The organism is Mesorhizobium sp. 131-2-1 (assembly GCF_016756535.1).
Classification (GTDB): Bacteria; Pseudomonadota; Alphaproteobacteria; order Rhizobiales; family Rhizobiaceae; genus Mesorhizobium.
In genome coordinates this window covers 5,781,710-5,798,502 of record NZ_AP023247.1, presented here as the reverse complement: position 1 = coordinate 5,798,502, position 16,793 = coordinate 5,781,710, and the positions used below count along the sequence as shown (strand labels likewise).

Annotated in this window: 13 protein-coding genes and 3 pseudogenes; 7 read left to right on the top strand and 9 right to left on the bottom strand. The window is 59.7% G+C overall.

The features are described from left to right. Nucleotides 1–13 precede the first annotated feature (13 nt). Nucleotides 14–223: a hypothetical protein gene (locus JG743_RS28025; protein ID WP_202295089.1), complete on the bottom strand. Its 210-nt coding sequence runs from the start codon at nucleotides 221–223 to the stop codon at nucleotides 14–16. An 84-nt stretch (nucleotides 224–307) separates the two neighbouring features. Here JG743_RS28025 and JG743_RS28020 point away from each other — a divergent pair, with 84 nt between their 5' ends. Further along, nucleotides 308–841, top strand: a complete 534-nt coding sequence (locus tag JG743_RS28020) for an inorganic diphosphatase (RefSeq protein ID WP_202295086.1) — start codon at nucleotides 308–310, stop codon at nucleotides 839–841. A 51-nt stretch (nucleotides 842–892) separates the two neighbouring features. On the opposite strand, the pseudogene JG743_RS28015 reads toward JG743_RS28020, so the two are convergent. Next, nucleotides 893–1,020: pseudogene (locus JG743_RS28015) on the bottom strand (ATP-dependent DNA ligase); the annotation flags it as partial. Further along, nucleotides 1,019–1,448 (bottom strand): annotated as a pseudogene (locus tag JG743_RS28010) (HAD family hydrolase); the annotation flags it as partial. The pseudogenes JG743_RS28015 and JG743_RS28010, both read right to left, overlap by 2 nt. A gap of 150 nt (nucleotides 1,449–1,598) precedes the next feature. Here JG743_RS28010 and JG743_RS28005 point away from each other — a divergent pair. Beyond that, a complete protein-coding gene (locus tag JG743_RS28005) occupies nucleotides 1,599–2,006 on the top strand; it encodes a DUF427 domain-containing protein (RefSeq protein WP_244672939.1) in 408 nt (135 codons plus the stop codon). Nucleotides 2,007–2,092: 86 nt separating this feature from the next. Further along, complete coding sequence (locus tag JG743_RS28000) at nucleotides 2,093–2,701, top strand: cysteine hydrolase family protein (RefSeq protein WP_202295079.1); 609 nt, start codon at nucleotides 2,093–2,095, stop codon at nucleotides 2,699–2,701. A 71-nt stretch (nucleotides 2,702–2,772) separates the two neighbouring features. Here the strand turns inward: JG743_RS28000 and JG743_RS27995 are convergent, their stop codons facing one another. Beyond that, nucleotides 2,773–3,987 carry an NAD(P)/FAD-dependent oxidoreductase gene (locus tag JG743_RS27995; RefSeq protein ID WP_202295076.1) on the bottom strand — a complete coding sequence of 405 codons (1,215 nt, stop codon included), beginning with the start codon at nucleotides 3,985–3,987 and terminating at the stop codon, nucleotides 2,773–2,775. 85 nt (nucleotides 3,988–4,072) lie between these two features. Then, a complete protein-coding gene (locus JG743_RS27990) occupies nucleotides 4,073–4,237 on the bottom strand; it encodes a DUF3309 family protein (RefSeq protein ID WP_202295073.1) in 165 nt (54 codons plus the stop codon). A gap of 247 nt (nucleotides 4,238–4,484) precedes the next feature. Here JG743_RS27990 and JG743_RS27985 point away from each other — a divergent pair, with 247 nt between their 5' ends. From JG743_RS27985 to JG743_RS27975, 3 genes and pseudogenes are all read left to right on the top strand, one after another. Then, nucleotides 4,485–10,202, top strand: coding sequence for a HAMP domain-containing protein (locus JG743_RS27985; RefSeq protein WP_202303048.1), 5,718 nt, complete (start codon nucleotides 4,485–4,487; stop codon nucleotides 10,200–10,202). A 10-nt stretch (nucleotides 10,203–10,212) separates the two neighbouring features. Continuing rightward, entirely contained in the window at nucleotides 10,213–12,282 is a 2,070-nt protein-coding gene (locus tag JG743_RS27980; protein ID WP_202295070.1) for a response regulator, read from the top strand. A 240-nt stretch (nucleotides 12,283–12,522) separates the two neighbouring features. Continuing rightward, nucleotides 12,523–13,470 (top strand): annotated as a pseudogene (locus tag JG743_RS27975) (IS630 family transposase). 236 nt (nucleotides 13,471–13,706) lie between these two features. On the opposite strand, the gene JG743_RS27970 reads toward JG743_RS27975, so the two are convergent. The 3 genes from JG743_RS27970 to JG743_RS27960 all read right to left on the bottom strand — a co-directional run bounded on the left by JG743_RS27970 (nucleotide 13,707) and on the right by JG743_RS27960 (nucleotide 15,098). Further along, nucleotides 13,707–14,060, bottom strand: coding sequence for a helix-turn-helix domain-containing protein (locus JG743_RS27970; RefSeq protein WP_342215680.1), 354 nt, complete (start codon nucleotides 14,058–14,060; stop codon nucleotides 13,707–13,709). Between the two features lie 613 nt (nucleotides 14,061–14,673). After that, nucleotides 14,674–14,868, bottom strand: coding sequence for a hypothetical protein (locus tag JG743_RS27965; RefSeq protein ID WP_202295066.1), 195 nt, complete (start codon nucleotides 14,866–14,868; stop codon nucleotides 14,674–14,676). A 47-nt stretch (nucleotides 14,869–14,915) separates the two neighbouring features. Further along, nucleotides 14,916–15,098, bottom strand: a complete 183-nt coding sequence (locus JG743_RS27960) for a hypothetical protein (RefSeq protein WP_202295064.1) — start codon at nucleotides 15,096–15,098, stop codon at nucleotides 14,916–14,918. A 495-nt stretch (nucleotides 15,099–15,593) separates the two neighbouring features. Here JG743_RS27960 and JG743_RS27955 point away from each other — a divergent pair, with 495 nt between their 5' ends. Continuing rightward, the gene (locus JG743_RS27955) at nucleotides 15,594–15,878 is read left to right on the top strand and encodes a hypothetical protein (protein WP_202295061.1); all 285 of its coding nucleotides are present in this window, start codon (nucleotides 15,594–15,596) and stop codon (nucleotides 15,876–15,878) included. Between the two features lie 684 nt (nucleotides 15,879–16,562). Here the strand turns inward: JG743_RS27955 and JG743_RS27950 are convergent. After that, nucleotides 16,563–16,706: a hypothetical protein gene (locus JG743_RS27950; RefSeq protein ID WP_202295058.1), complete on the bottom strand. Its 144-nt coding sequence runs from the start codon at nucleotides 16,704–16,706 to the stop codon at nucleotides 16,563–16,565. Between the last annotated feature and the right edge of the window lie 87 nt (nucleotides 16,707–16,793).

Here is a 16,793-nt window from a genome sequence, read left to right as displayed (position 1 = left end):
CCAGGAAAGCGGCCTATTTGTCTGACCGACGTTTTTCCATGTCATACGTGAGCCAGCGACAGAACATCCCGGCGATCGATGCCGCGGCGCCACCAAGCAGACAGGCGACCAGCAGCGGGCTTTCCGAAGCGCCCGACCAACTTACGATGGCCAGAAGGACAACACTCACGGTTGAAATCAGATAGCCCACGCCCTTGAGCATATGCAAAGACGCTCTAGTCATTCCTGAAATCTCCTTCGCGGTGTCCCATCGGAACATTCGTGACGTCTTGAAGTTCCATCCAGAGCGAACTTGAGAGAGGCATTGATGCCCGACTATCTGAAGCTGCCGACGACAACGAATGGGCTTATCCGAGTGGTGATTGAAACACCGCGTGGCGCGGCGGCGAAAATAGCCTACGACCCCACAACCAAGGCATTCGGCTATGTCCGTCCTCTACCGGTCGGGATGACTTATCCCTACGACTGGGGCTTTATTCCCTCCACGTTGGGCGATGACGGCGACCCTCTGGACGGGCTGGTTATTCATCAGGCGGCATCAGTTCCAGGCATAGTGATCAAATGCGACCTGTTGGGCGCATTGCGTGTCAAGCAAAAGGACCCAGGTGGCGAGGCCTTGCGCAATGATCGATATGTGTTCTGCCCCCACAAAGAGGATGCTCCCGATGAACCGGTTGCGACGGATCATGTTCCAGATAAGCTGCGGCGCGAAATCGAGCAGTTCTTTCTCTCGTCCGTGCTTGGGACCGGCAAGACCGTGAAGTTCAAGGGTTGGCAGAACGCCGACGAAGCCCGCAGGGCGATCAAGAAGGGCATGAAGGCTTTTGCTGCCCATAAATGAAGCTGGCTTGCAGCTTCGCCGTCGACGGCAAGGTTCAATGGGCAACGCCGCCTATTCGATCTGCTGGAGTGTGCATTGGCTTGGCAGCTTGTGGGGTCGCCAGCGCAGCAATTTGGTTCCGTGGCGGAAGCGGTCGCGGGTGGCATGATCGAAACGACCTCGACGACCAATTCGGGTTTCGTTCTCGGCATCGCCGATAGCGAGCACATTGCGCGGCGACAGGCGAAGATCCTCCAAAGCGGCTGCCAGGCCGGTGGCCTTGTTGACGCCGCTTGGCACGATCATGACGGCGCCCTTGTTGTAGATGATTTCCAGTTCCAGGCCGAGTTTCTTGATGACTGTCTAGCACCGTGGCCTGATGAGGCTACCAGGTGGCAACGATCGAGCGCCCAACCGAAAGCGGTTTGACCCCGCGCTTCTTAAGCTTGGCGATGAGATCGGGGGAGGGCGAAGGCGATATCGTGCGCTCTTCCTCGCTGGCGGGCGTGTAAACCAGCGCTCCGTTTTTGGCCACGACCTTGTCGAACAGTGCGATCTCCGGAAAGACCCGCTTGAGGTCGGGCAATTCGCGTCCCGTCACAAGGATGAGTCTGCGACCGGTCGCTCGGGCCTCGCATTTGCTCGACGTGGATGGCTATCTCCCAGCCTGAAAGGAACAAACGCGTGGGGGTCGAAAAGGTTTTGCCAATTGCGCGCTTGGCCGGAACTGCCATGCCTGAGCGACGTTTCCATGAACACGCAGTCAAGGAGTACAAGAATGCAAACCTCACCCGCGAGTTCCGTGCATTTTCCGACCGCCCCTGCCATCGTGCCCTTTGACGGCACAGTGACGGTCAGGTTCTCAGACGCCATCGTTGCGTCCAGTGAGCGAGCAAAGCTGCTTTATGAAGATGGGCAAAATCCGGTCTTCTACATCCCGTTCGAGGATATCTATTTCGAGCTTTTCGAAAAAACGAATACCACATCGGACTCGCCATGGGGCACGGCCGGCTATTGGCGCGTTCATGCCGCCGGTGCATCCGCAGACAATTTCATGTGGACCTATGAGACGCCCGAAACAGCCGCCTTGGCCATCGCTCGACACGGCGGTTTCGACCCGCACAAGGCGCGCATCGACGCTGATCCGCCCGAGGACAAACAGCATACGCCGCACCTCCCCGAATAACTGCAGTGACGGAAGGGAAGCGGCGTGCAAGCCTGCAAGGCGAACCAGGCGTCATGTCGGAAGAGGTTGGACCGAAGAGGTCCTGAATGTCAGCGCATGGATTGACCTACGGACCATTGGGCAGCAGTTGCGTCCATCTCTGCGTTGACATGCAGCGCTTGTTCGCGGATCCGTCGCCTTGGGCGACGCCTTGGATGCCCCGCGTCCTGCCCCTCATCGAAACGCTTGTCGAAAGGCATGCCGCGCAAACCATCTTTACCCGCTTCCTGCCTGCACAGAGGCCGGGGCAGGGGGTGGGCACGTGGAAGCGCTACTATGACCGCTGGGCGTCGATGACCATGTCCGAGCTCGACCCGGAAATGATTGAGCTTATGCCTTCGCTGAAACGGCACTCTCCCCCGGCAACCGTTCTCGACAAGCACATCTATTCACCCTGGTTCGAGGGCAGGCTCAGGAACTTTCTCTCGCAGGTTAGGATCGACACGCTGGTGATCACGGGCGGCGAGACCGACGTCTGCGTGCTGGCCACCGTTCTCGGCGCCATTGATTTCGGCTACCGGGTGGTGCTGGTGACGGACGCTCTGTGCAGCACTTCCGATGCCACCCACGACGCGCTGCTAACGGTCTATCATCAACGGTTTGCGCAGCAGGTCGAGACAGTGGAGATGGAGACAATCCTGTCGGAGTGGACCTAGTTCAGACAGCCAGGGAGGTCCCCTGAAAACGTTTGGGTTGGTCCTGGCCGTCGGCACTTTCGACAGTCCATCTAGGGGCTGCGGAATGCAAAAAGCTCGGAATCGATGTCCTGGAGGCCGCCAATCGCAGATGAGACCATCTCGGAAGCGATCTGCGAGAAGGTGATACCGTTGCCGCCATAACCCATCACGGCGTGAATGCGTGGCAAGCGGGGCAGGGAGCCGATATAGGGCAGGCCGGAGGTCGTGGTGCCGAAGGAGCCCGTCCATGCAAATTCCGGTCTGGTGTTCAGCTTTGGCAACAGATGGCCCAGTTTGACCGCCAGGCGCTGTGCCTTGTCGGCGATCAATGCATCGCGATGCTCCTCATCGGTGAAATCCTCGTCCTCACCGCCACAAATGACCCGGCCGTCTGCCGTTGTCCGAATGTAAAGATAGGGTTCCGATGCCTCCCATAGCAGGGCAGCCGCAGGCCATAGGCTTTTGGCCTGGCAGGTCGTGGCGATCGCCCAGGTTGAAACGATACTGTGCGCGGTCGCCGGGATGATGTCGGTCAACTCATAGCCAGTGGCCAGCACCAGATGTCGTGTCGAGATCGTCGGACCGAGACTGGTTCTGACAACAACCTCATCGCGACCATGCTCGATCTCGGTCGCCTGCACCGGCGCATAAAGACGTGCCTTCAGCGCCAACACCCTCAGCAACAGTCCTGCCGTGAGCTTGCGCGGATCGAGCGCAATGTTGTCGTGACTGAGGATGGCTGCCGCGCGATCGATTCCGAACCTGTCGGCCAGAACCTGGCGGGTCAGATAAGTCGCGGCGATCCCGGCCTGCCGGCGTGCGTTGCTTTCGGCGCGCAATTCCGCCGGTCCAAGCAAATTGCCCGCCAGATAGAGTGAAGGCCGGCTGGCGAGGTTGCAGTCGATGCCGAGTTCGGCGATCCGCCCGCGAAGATTGATTACCGCCATGCGCGAGCGCTGCCATGCGCGTGTGGCGTCGAGCCTGCCCTTGACCGCAGAAAGTTTGACCAGTGGTTGATCAAGTTCGAACTGCACCAGCGCCGTCGTCGCCGAGGTTGATCCGAGGCTCGGGCCGCGTCGATCGATGCACATCACGTCATGGCCGGCGCGCGCCAGCGCTTCCGCCATCATGGCGCCGCTGATGCCCATGCCGACGACCAGCACCTCGGTCTTTACATCTCGAGTCAGCTTTTCCACTTGGACGGGCGGTGCGCGATAGGCGAACCAGACCGGCCGGCCGCTCCTGAGGTCGAGTTTGCGGGCCAATGCTCCCTCCGCGGTCGCCATGGCAAAATGCCCGCCGATCGCTGCTCGATCGGCGGGCAAGGGCTATGCCTGCCTTTCAGCGCCGCTAGAGGCGGCCGAGAACAACCAGGATGATGACGATCAGCAATACCAACCCAAGGCCGCCGCCGCCGTAATAGCCGGTGCCGTAAAACGGACCGCCGCCGAGGCCGCTGAAGCCGCCCAGCAAAATCAGAATTAGCAGAACTATTAGAATTGTGCCGAGACCCATGGGACTTTCCTCTCCTGTTTGCGCTGCCACATTCCCAAACACAGCGCCGCTCACCGTTCCGGAGAGGACTCTTGTCGCCTCGCGGGTGACGGGCAGCGCGGCATGTCTGCGTACTCGCGTCGGAACCAATCAAGATGTGCCGCGTTTTTAAGCTTGCGGCGGGATGTATCCGTTCGGCCGTAAGGGGGCGGGCCTCATCAGATAATTTCATTTCACAAACCGCTGGGCTGGGAGTGGCACTGTGAGTGTGCAGGAATCAAGAGCACAACTAGATCGTCGACAAATTCTGAATTCTTTGAGGGCCTTCAGGCGAGGCGACTTCTCCGTCCGCATCGAGAATGTCTACGAGGGACTCGACTCCGACATTGCCGATACTTTCAACCAGATCGTTGAGCTGAACGATCAGGTGACGCGGGAGTTCGAACGACTGAGCAGGGTCGTCGGCAAGGATGGAAGAATCGGCGAGCGGGGCCATGTCCGCAACGCCACGGGCAGCTGGGAATCCAGCGTGAGGTCGGTCAATGAACTTATCGAGGACATGGTGCAGCCGACGGCCGAGGTGGCTCGCGTCATCGGCGCGGTTGCGAAAGGTGACCTCTCCCAGACGATGATGGTCGAAATCGACGGTCGCCCGCTGCGTGGCGAGTTCCTGCGCATCGGCAAGATCGTCAACACCATGGTCGGGCAATTGGCCTCCTTTGCGTCGGAGGTGACGCGTGTCGCGCGCGAAGTCGGCACGGAAGGAAAGCTTGGCGGACAGGCCCGAGTGAAGGGCGTGGCCGGCACCTGGAAGGATCTTACTGACAACGTCAACGCCATGGCCACCAATCTCACAGGCCAAGTGCGCAACATCGCCGAAGTCACCACTGCTGTCGCTTCCGGCGATTTGTCGAAGAAGATCACCGTCGATGTGAAAGGGGAGATCCTCGAACTCAAGAACACCATCAACACGATGGTCGATCAGCTGAATTCCTTCGCATCGGAAGTGACGCGCGTCGCACGCGAGGTCGGCACCGAAGGCAAGCTCGGCGGCCAGGCGCGTGTCGAAGGCGTGGGAGGCACCTGGAAGGACCTCACCGATAATGTGAACTCGATGGCGGAAAACCTGACCGGCCAAGTGCGCAACATCGCCGAGGTGACGACGGCGGTGGCGTTGGGCGATCTCTCCAAGAAGATCACCGTCGACGTGAAGGGCGAAATCCTCGAGCTGAAGAACACTATCAACACGATGGTCGACCAGCTGAATTCCTTCGCCTCGGAAGTCACACGCGTGGCGCGCGAAGTCGGCACAGAGGGAAAGCTCGGCGGCCAGGCGCAAGTGCGCGGGGTTGCCGGTACATGGAAAGACCTGACCGACAACGTCAACTCGATGGCGGAAAACCTGACCGGCCAGGTGCGCAACATTGCCGAGGTCACGACCGCGGTCGCCTCTGGCGATCTGTCAAAGAAGATCACTGTCGCGGTACAGGGCGAAATCCTCGAGCTCAAGGACACCATCAACACGATGGTGGATCAGCTGAACTCGTTCGCTTCGGAAGTCACACGTGTGGCGCGCGAGGTGGGCACGGAAGGCAAGCTCGGCGGTCAGGCCGAGGTGAGGGGTGTCGGTGGCACCTGGAAGGACCTGACCGACAATGTCAACCTGATGGCGGCCAATCTCACCGGTCAGGTCCGCAACATCGCGGAGGTGACCACGGCTGTCGCCAGAGGCGATCTTTCGAAGAAGATCACTGTCGACGTCAAAGGCGAAATCCTTGAGCTCAAGGACACCGTCAACACGATGGTCGACCAGCTGAATTCTTTCGCGTCCGAGGTTACGCGCGTGGCACGTGAGGTCGGTTCGGAAGGCAAGCTTGGGGGACAGGCGCATGTAGAAGGTGTTGGCGGCACGTGGAAAGACCTGACCGACAACGTCAATGCGATGGCGGGCAATTTGACGGTGCAGTTGCGCGACGTGTCCAAAGTCGCGACGGCGATTGCGACCGGCGATCTGACCCAGAAAATCACCGTCGATGCGTTGGGCGAGATCCTGCAAATCAAGGACGTGATCAACACGATGGTTGATCAGTTGAACTCCTTCGCCTCGGAGGTGACGCGCGTGGCGCGCGAGGTCGGTTCCGACGGCAAGCTGGGCGGCCAGGCGCAGGTGCGCGGCGTGGCCGGAACCTGGAAGGACCTGACCGACAACGTGAACGCAATGGCTGCCAACCTCACCGGTCAGGTCCGCAACATCGCGGAAGTGACCACCGCCGTGGCGCTGGGCGACCTGTCAAAGAAAATCACCGTCGATGTGAAGGGTGAAATTCTGGAGCTCAAATCCACAATCAACACCATGGTCGACCAGCTGAACTCCTTCGCCGGCGAGGTGACGCGTGTCGCGCGCGAAGTCGGAACCGAGGGAAAGCTCGGTGGCCAGGCTCAGGTGCGCGGCGTGGCTGGCACGTGGAAGGACCTTACCGACAATGTGAATTCCATGGCCGAGAACCTTACCGGTCAGGTTCGCAACATTGCCGAGGTGACGACCGCGGTGGCGCGCGGCGACCTTTCGAAGAAGATCACCGTCGACGTCAAAGGCGAAATCCTCGAGCTGAAGTCGACCATCAACACCATGGTTGACCAGCTGAATTCTTTCGCCGGCGAGGTGACGCGCGTGGCACGCGAGGTCGGCACCGAAGGCAAACTTGGTGGACAGGCTCAGGTCCGCGGCGTCGCCGGCACGTGGAAAGATTTGACTGACAACGTCAATCTGATGGCCACCAACCTGACCAATCAGGTGCGTGGCATTGCCGATGTTGTGACCGCGGTCGCGCAAGGCAATCTGAAGCGCAAGCTGACGGTGGACGCGAAGGGCGAAATCGCCTCTCTCGCAGACACCATCAATGGCATGATCGAAACCCTCGCCACCTTTGCCGACCAGGTGACCAACGTCGCGCGTGAAGTGGGAATTGAAGGCAAACTCGGCGGCCAGGCACGCGTGCCCGGCGCCGCCGGTCTCTGGCGCGACCTCACCGACAACGTCAATCAGCTGGCTGCCAACCTGACGACGCAGGTGCGTGCAATCGCCGAAGTCTCGACGGCCGTGACAAAGGGCGATCTGACTCGCTCGATCAGCGTCGAGGCCTCCGGTGAGGTCGCAGCGCTCAAGGACAACATCAACGAAATGATCCGCAACCTCAAGGATCAGACGCTGAAGAACGCCGAGCAGGACTGGTTGAAGACCAATCTCGCCCGCTTCTCGCGCATGTTGCAGGGCGAGCGCGATCTGGCCACCGTGTCGCGTCTTATAATGTCCGAACTCGCTCCACTTGTGAACGCGCAGTACGGCGTCTTCTACGTGACAAATCGCGACGAGAAGGAATCTTATCTGGAGCTGGCGGCATCCTATGGTGCCGAGAGCAGGGCGGCCATAAAGCAACGCCTCGATCTGCGCGAAGGTCTGGTCGGCCAGAGCGCCGCCGACAAGCGTGCGATTATGCTCGACAACGTCCCGCCGGACTTTCTGCGTATAACGTCCGGCCTCGGTGGCGCCTCGCCGGCCAACGTCATCATTCTTCCCGCTTTGTTCGAAGACGAGGTGAAAGCCGTCATCGAGCTCGCATCGTTCAGCGAGTTTCGCGATACGCATCAGTCGTTCCTCAACCAGTTGATGGAATCCGTCGGCATCGTACTCAACACCATCGCAGCGACGATGCGGACCGAAGGCTTGCTCAAGCAATCGCAACTGCTGACCTCCGAATTGCAGGCGCGTCAGACCGAACTCACCAAGAAGCAGGAGGAACTGCACGCCACAAACGAAGAGCTGCAGGAGAAGGCCCAGCTGCTCGAGAATGAGAAGAAACAGGTCGAAAACAAAAATCTCGAAATCGAAATGGCGCGAAGGGCCCTGGAGGAGAAGGCCGAGCAGCTTGCGCTCACCTCTAAATACAAATCCGAGTTTCTTGCCAATATGAGCCACGAGCTCAGAACGCCGCTGAATTCGCTGCTCATCCTGTCCAACCTGCTTGCGGCCAACCAGCAGGGCAATCTCAACGAAAAACAGGTCGAGTTTGCGCGTACCATCAATTCCGCCGGAACGGACCTTCTCAGCCTAATCAACGACATTCTCGACCTGTCGAAGATCGAGTCCGGTACGGTCTCGATCGACATCAACGACATGCCCGTGGCGCATCTCAGACAGCATATGGACCGGACATTCCGCCAGCTTGCCGCCGACAAGGGGCTTGGCTTTACCATCAATGTCGATCCCGCACTGCCTGAAACTGTGCGTACGGATGAGAAGCGCCTGCAGCAGATCGTCCTCAACCTGCTTTCGAATGCCTTCAAGTTCACGTCTGCGGGCGAAGTCAGCCTGAATTTCCGGGTCGAAAAGACCGGCCGCCGCAATGGTGCCAAACAGCCGAAGAGAGCCCTGGCCATTGCCGTGACCGACACGGGCATAGGCATTCCGGAAGACAAGCAGAAACTGATCTTCGAGGCCTTCCAGCAGGCTGACGGCACGACCAGCCGCAAGTATGGCGGCACCGGACTTGGGCTCTCGATCAGTCGCGAGATCGCCCGCCTGCTTGGCGGCGAACTGAGGGTCGAAAGCACCCCCGGTAAAGGATCGACATTTACGCTCGTCATACCCTTGAATGGTCCGAGGGTTGCGATGACAACGCAGCCGGAAGTGCTACCGGCCACGGAGGCAATCGCCACGACCGCATCGCCCGGTAGCTTGCCGTCAGCAGAATTGATGGACGATCGCGATGCCATATCCGCGGAGGACAGGGTCGTTCTGATTGTCGAGGACGACCCGACCTTTGGCGGCTTGCTGCTTGGCCTGGCGCGATCGGCCGGGCTGAAGGGCGTGCTTTCGACCGCGGGCTCCGGCACTTTGGCTCTGGCCCGCAAGCTGGTTCCTGACGCCATCACCCTGGATCTGGGGCTGTCGGACATCGACGGATGGGTGCTCTTCGATCTGCTGCGCCATGATCCGAAGACCAGGGGCATCCCGGTTCACGTGATTTCCGGCGCGGAAGACATCGAAGATCTGGCTCGCAAGGGCGCATCGAGCATCTCCACCAAGCCCGTATCATCCGACGAACTGATGAACGTGTTTCAGGACATCCATTCGAGGAAGCTTCGCATCCAGCGCCGCGTCCTCGTCGCGGACCCCGATCCGGAGCGCCGCCTCTCCTTGGTCGAAGCGATCCGTGACGGCGTCACCTCGGTCACTGCTATCGGTCGTGTATCGGCCAACGCGGACGATATAGAACTCGCCTCCTATGATGCGGTTGTGCTCGGCTTCGGGAGGTCGGCCAAGGACAATGCACAGGCCCTCGATGAAATTGCCAGTCAATTCGCGGGCGCTTTGCCGCCGCTTCTGTTCTTTGCTCCTCACTCGGAGGCAATCGAGCAAATTCTGACGTTGAATCCGGCCTGGAGGGATGTCCCGCGGGCCGAGAATTTCGCTCAACTGGCTCTGCATATTTCCGCAACGCTCCCAGGCGGGGCACGCCAGGACAGTGGGACAGAAGCCGGAGAAGCCGACAACAAATCCAATCTTGCCGGCGCCAAGGTTCTCATCGTCGATGACGACATCCGCAACATCTACTCGCTGACCAGCGTGCTTGAGACTTACGACATCGAAGTCATGCACGCCGAGCGTGGCCGGGACGGAATCGCGTTGCTGGAACAGGTGCCGGACGTCGATGCGGCCTTGATCGACATCATGATGCCTGAGATGGATGGCTATGAGACAATGCGCTGGATCCGCAACACGCCTGCTATTGCTCACATCCCGCTGATTTCCGTAACAGCCAAGGCAATGAAAGGCGACCGGCAGAAATGCCTGGACGCCGGTGCTTCGGACTATATCGCCAAGCCTGTCGATCTCGATCTTTTGTTGGCCCTGCTTCGGGTCTGGATCGGGCGCTCCCGGGCGCGAGACGAGACTTCGGAAAAGCTGCTCGTGTCAGCAAACTGACGGGTGCCCGATGCAAAAACCTTCGCGGACACATTCGAAGAAATTGGAGATCGTTCAACTCGCCGATGGCCCGGCAAAGGCACGCGTACTTGCCGTCGATGATGACGAACGCAATCTGTTGGCGATCCAGGAGGTCTTGGCCCCAATTGCGGAGGTCGTCGCCGTGCAATCCGGCGAGGAGGCCCTGCGCTGCCTGTTGAAGCAGGATTTCGCTGTTATTTTGCTGGACGTGTTAATGCCGGGTCTCGACGGCTACGAGACGGCCGCACTGATCCGCCAGCGTGAACAGTCGAAGCGCACGCCTCTCATCTTCCTCACGGCCATCAACAAGGAAGATGCTCACATGTTGCGGGGCTATGACGCCGGTGCAGTGGACTTCGTATTCAAGCCGTTCGACCCGGTCATGCTGCGCTCCAAAGTGGCTGTCTTCGTCGAGCTCCACCAAAAGACGCTCGAAATCCAGCGCAAGGCGATCGCCGAGCAGGCGTTGCTGGCAAAGGCCTTGCAGGCCGAAAAAGAAAAGCTAGAGGTCGAGCGGTCGCTTCGCAGCGCGGAGGAACGTCAGGAAGCCATTCTAGGCTCCTTGCCTGTCTGCTTTCACGCGAGAGCCGCCGAGCCGCCCTTTGCAGCCCGCTTTGTCACCAAAGGTGTCGAACGCTTGACGGGATTTCCACCGGAGCGACTGACGTCCGATCCGCGCTTTGGCCTGAGCCGTGTGCATCCTGATGATCTGCCTAGAGTGCGGGAAGCGTTGCTGGCCGCAAAGACTACTGGATCCTATACGTGCGAGTTCCGCTGGCAATGCGCCGATGGCAAATACCGCATCTTTCTGGATCAGGGCATCCTATCGAGGGGCGCCGACAGACGTCGACCTGAAATCCTCGGCACATTGCTTGACGTGACCGAGCGGCGTGAACTCGAAGATCAGCTTCTTCAATCGCAGCGCCTCGACGCAGTCGGCAAGCTAACAGGTGGACTGGCGCATGATTTCAACAATCTGCTCGCCGCGATTCTCAGTGGCCTGGGATTGCTTGAGCGGCACGTGACGCTCGACGAACAAGCGAAACAGGTCGTTGACCTAACCCGGCGCTCGGCGAAACAAGGCGCGGAACTTGTCAACCGCATGCTCGCATTCTCGCGGCGTCAGAACCTGAAGCCGGCAGCCGTGCGTCTCGCGGCTCTGGGAGACACGATGAACGGCCTCGTGGCACCCGTGTTGGGGGGCCGGATCCGCTTTGAATGGAAGGTCGACGATTCCGTTTGGCCCGCGCACGTCGATGTCGGCCAACTGGAGCTGGCCTTGATGAATCTGGTTTTCAATGCACGCGACGCCATGCCGTCGGGTGGAACAATGACAGTGCACGCGCAAAATCGGACGATTGAAACGTCGTCCGAAGATCTTTCGCCGGGCGCCTATGTAGTTGTCACCGTCAAGGACACCGGTGCCGGCATCCCACAGGACATTCTGGCCAAAGTGGTCGAACCCTTCTTCACCACAAAGCCCGTCGGCAAAGGAACGGGCCTGGGTCTCAGCACGGTTTACGGGTTCATGAAGCAGTCCGGCGGTTCGCTCCGCATAGACAGTACGGTCGGTCGCGGAACTGCCATGGAATTGTGGTTGCCGCGTTCGGTTGAGCAGCCAACCGGCGACCTAGCTGAACCCGATCTGGACAGGGTCGATGCTGGCAAGGAACTCCCGTCCATTCTTTTGATCGACGACAGCAGCGTGTTGCGGCAACTGACCGCGCAGTCGCTTCGGCAGCGTGGTTTCGTGGTGACCTGCGCAGCAGGGGGCGCCGAAGCGCTGGCAATTATCGAGCGAGCGCCCCACGATTTCGACGTGATAGTCACTGATTTCGCCATGCCGCTCGTATCCGGGGTTGAGGTCATTCGCTTTGCGCGCAATCTCCGCTCCGAATGGCCCGCCGTAATTATTACCGGATATGCTGACGCGGACGCGATTGCAGATCGCCCATCAGATGTCCCGCTGCTCAATAAGCCGTTCCGCGAAAAGGATCTCATCGAGAGCATCTTCCATGCGATCGCCTACGCCAGCGCGAAGGCTATCAAGACAGGATAGGCAGCCGATTGGGTGCGACTAGAGCCGATCGACGTAAGATGGCTCGCTTTGCATGCGATTGCGCGCGGATACGGGCGTTGCACACACGCCCGTATCCGTTCAACTCCTCCGCACCTGCAGGCGAGGGAGCAATCGCCGCGCCTACGCTAGAGCGTTTCACGCGTTGATGGAATCGAATGGGATTCCCGATTTGTGGATTTTGTGATTCAAGATGCTGGCTGGAGTGGAGCCCAGCATCTGATGACCCGACCTCTTTCCAATGATCTTCGCGAACGGGTGGTGGCAGCGGTTTTAGGCGGCGAGAGCCGCCGCTCGGCCGCCAAACGGTTCGGCATTTCGATTTCTGCAGCAGTGAAGTTGTTGCAGCGCCATCAGGCGACGGGCTCGGTTGCGCCCGGCAAGATGGGTGGACATCGCAAGAGGGTGCTGGAGCCGCACCGTGCCTTCATCGCGGCGCGTATAGGTGAGACGCCGCATCTGACGCTGCACGGCCTGAAGGATGAGTTGGCCAGTCGCGGCGTCAAGGTCTCGCACAACGCAGTTTGGTCGTTCCTGCGCCGCGAGGGGCTGAGCTTCAAAAAAACGCTGTTCGCCCTCGAGCAGGCGCGCGCTGATATTGCCCGCAGGCGCCAGCGATGGCGTTTTTGGCAGGCCGGCCTCGACCCGCAGTGCCTGGTCTTCATCGACGAGACCTGGATCAAGACCAACATGGCCCCACTGCGAGGCTGTGGGCCGAAGGGCAAGCGGCTGCGCGGCCTCGCTCTGCACGGCCACTGGCGCACACTGACCTTCCTCGGCGCACTGCGCTGCGATCGGCTCGCGGCACCTTGCGTCTTTGACGGACCGATCAACGGCCAATGCTTCCGTGCTTATGTCGAGCAGCAGCTTATCACCGTGCTTAAGCCCGGCGACATCGTCGTCATGGATAATTTGGGAAGTCATAAGTCGACCGCCATCAGGCAGATGATCAAGGCGGCTGGCGCCAGGCTTTGGTACCTGCCACCATACTCTCCGGACCTCAATCCCATCGAGCAGGCCTTCGCCAAGATCAAACACTGAATGCGCCAAGCTCAGAAACGAACCGTCGAGGACACTTGGCGCCATATCGGACACCTCGTCGAAACCATTGAGGCGGCCGAATGCAGGAACTACTTCGAAAACGCTGGATGCGCTTCCGTCAAAACGTGAAAGACTCTAATCGCGGCTGTTCGTTGGCAGGATTGGGGGCTCAACCTTCTGGGACATGCACATGAAGTGCATCGGTGAGGAAAGGTTCCGACGCGCCTTAACAATTGATCAGATTCCCGAAAAGGCGGCCTGGTGAACAGCTAGCAAGCCACTGGGCGTGAGGCGCTTAGGCGAAGTGCGCAGCGCCGGAAAACCCGCTGGCGGTCGGCTCGGCGGGCGTTTTTTCATTCAGGCGGCTACATCTCATTGGAGCCGATTACACCAGCCTCCCCCTCAGACAAATTGGTTAGCGAGGGTGCTCCGAGGGTAAAGACAACACCGGCTGCTTCCAATGCTTGTCGTATGCGGGTGAGGTTGCCCGCACCCGGAATTCTTCGGCCGCTCTCAAACTCGCGGATCGTGTCTTCGCTGAGATTGGACTTGGCGCCAAGCCGCACGCGGGACCAGTTCAATAGCGCGCGCGCTGCTCGCGACTGCTCTGCCGTCAGGTTTCGCACTTCACGGACCTCCTGCCGACCAACAGCGGACTGAGCGGAAGGTTCCGCCAACATTTCACAGCCTGCTATGACCGACGGGCTGTCCGATGCCATTTTCCACACCCTGGTAGGATTCTGGGGCGAGTGAGGGCTTAGTAAAGCTGTTGCTAATATTTGCGATCTTCATGGGAACAAACCCTAACGGGCGCCGTTGTTGTGCTGGCCGGTGTCCCCTTCAAACTCCAGCCTACTCCGTGAATGGCCCGCTGCTTGTCCTGGCAGCGGGCCACATTTTAGCAAATCGTACATTTGACGGATCCTACCCGACGAGGGCCGTCCGTAGGCAATCGCCAGTGCAGCCGGGGTGCTGCTTGGGGTTACGACACCGGCCACTGTGGCAACCGATGTTCCCCGCGCTGCACAAGCTATAGGCACCAGGATCTGGTCAGACTATTTGGCTGACCCGAAACGCGAGGCTGCTGGCGCCGGCCAGCGCTAGGCGCTTGGTCTCCTCGAAGGCGTAGACCAGCCGGCCGATTTTCGGCCGATAGAGCGTTCCGGTGCACGTAGCACAGGACTCACCGGTTGAGACCAAGTGCATTGCCACAGAAACTCTGGCTCATAGGCCACCGCGCGCGTCGAGCGAGTTCGGTTTCGGCATGGCAAAGAAGGTCTGAAACTAGCCCCTCCGGCCGAATTGCGATGCGGCGGACCCGTGTCCGCGTTTTCAGTGGGACCGCGCACCCGCTTGACTGAATACAACCGTGCCGTCGTCTTTGCGTACTTCCACCGCCACGATGCCGTCATTCTGTTTTCGAGCAGCGAATGTCGCCAGCGCGTGATCTCTTGCGGCTTTCTCGGCATCGAATGGTGTCTTTTCAACGATGCCCTGTTTCCCGTACCAAATCACCGTGTAGGACATTGCGGTAACGCTCTCCCTAATGAGCCGGCTTCACAGGATGCGCGTCCTCAAGGACGTGATGTACCGAGTTGGTCTTCGTCGCTAAGGCCATCGGCCGTACAATCGCGCGTGATGACGGTAGGTACCTCATCGACGGTTATGCCGTTTAGGCGGGCGAAGTTCACCACCGCCGCCAATGGTTTCGGCGACAGCTTGGTCTTCTCACTCTTCCTGCGGTTCAACTCCGCCATTTGCTGCCTCTTACGTACGCCCACTGCCAATCCACGGTCGGCTACATGTTTCGTCACCGCATCAGATCGACTTCGGCCTCGGCGGGGCGAGCCGCAGGCCAAAACGCTCTGGCAGGCAGGCTTGCCGACAGAAAGGGCACACCGATGCGGCGGTGAATGCGGCCGGAAGAATCAACACGATCCGGGCAGCCGCACCGCGCCAGGGTGGTTTTGCGAAGGCAAGGAACATTCCACCGACGACGCCCGCGAGAAGCAAAAGGGCAAACGTGTTCGCTATCATGTCACTTAAGCGCATCGGTGCTCCGTGGGAGAGTTTCCCTCCAACGCTGGGGCGCGGGGCGGGGCACTCGGTTTGACCGCCGACGAACTGACTTGCTCGGCAGCTCTAACCAAATGCCTTGGCAAGGTGTTGGTTGCGACGGCTCCGCCCTTTGCCTCGAGCGCCGAGACTTCAGTCGCAGGAGACCCGGACTGTAGTCCCAAAGGCGGAACGAAATGCTGTCTCCTGCCGTAGTCATGCCTGACGGGCCGACCGTTGTAAATTCAGGCGGCGGTGGAGGTACGGCTGTTGCAGTCGTTCTTGCCATCATTGCGGTCTTTATTCTGCTGTTATTCACCGTGGTTATTAACATCGGTGGTGGCGGCGAAGCTAAGGACATAAACGTCAAAGTTGATGTCCCGAAAGTGGAGGCTCCCGCATCTTCCCCGAGGGTGGAGGCGCCGGCGGCTGAACCGAAGCCCGCAGCACCAGCACCAGCTGCACCGGCCAGCGGCGGCTGATCGCATTGGCTGAAACGACAAGGGCTCCAGCGATGGCGCTGGAGCCCTTAAGCCATGCACGAGCTACCTGCCCATATTCCTGAAGGATTGAAATACTCCTCGCGAGTGCATGCCGCGCCACCCTAGTCGGCTTTGTGGGGTACGACATATCTAGTGACATTCTTGTTCCCCACACCACGCATCACCACTACCGTCGTATACCCGGCCGGCAGCGAACCCGTCACAGTCGGGTCGACCCCACTGCACCGGCCGACGATGTCGCCGTTGGGAGATCTGGCAAGACGTTCCCTCAATGACGCCCTGCATTCGTCGACCGAAGCGTAGAGGGTGGGCGGCGTATCGATCGGTCGGCAGACGGAAGCGGGTCCCGGGCTACACGAAAGCAACATCATCACTGCCGAGGCTGCCGGATCCATTCTCTAAGTTCTCCATTGTGGCAATCGTCAACGCGCAGGGTGTCGGTTAGTTTCGCAATTGCTAAAATACGAATGCCGTAGACCGAGATCGCACCGGCAAAGCGCTCAGCCCGGCAGCCATGCATGCGGCGGCTGCCGGGAGATTCGACTGGCAGATCGCGGTAGCACCGGACGCGCCGGCGGCCAGGTTAGCATCTGGGGCGGGTGATTGTTGACTGGTACTCTGCCGAAGGCGCAAGTCTTTGCGGCCCGAAATGGTTCACACACACTAGGCTTGGCCTTTCTTCAACAGGCGCGCTTCTCTCAAAATTGAGGCGCGGTCGCTCCCGATCAGCAATATGATTTCGCGAATTTGCTCCGCGGTTAACCCAGTCTCAAGCGCCAGGGCTCGAATTGCTTCTTCGGTTGCCATGGGCCCCGCTGGAAGCGACTCTAAAGCGCCTTGCAGCCTGCGATTGTCGGCCGTTGAGGGCACCTTTGCCAACTCGTGAAAGCAGAC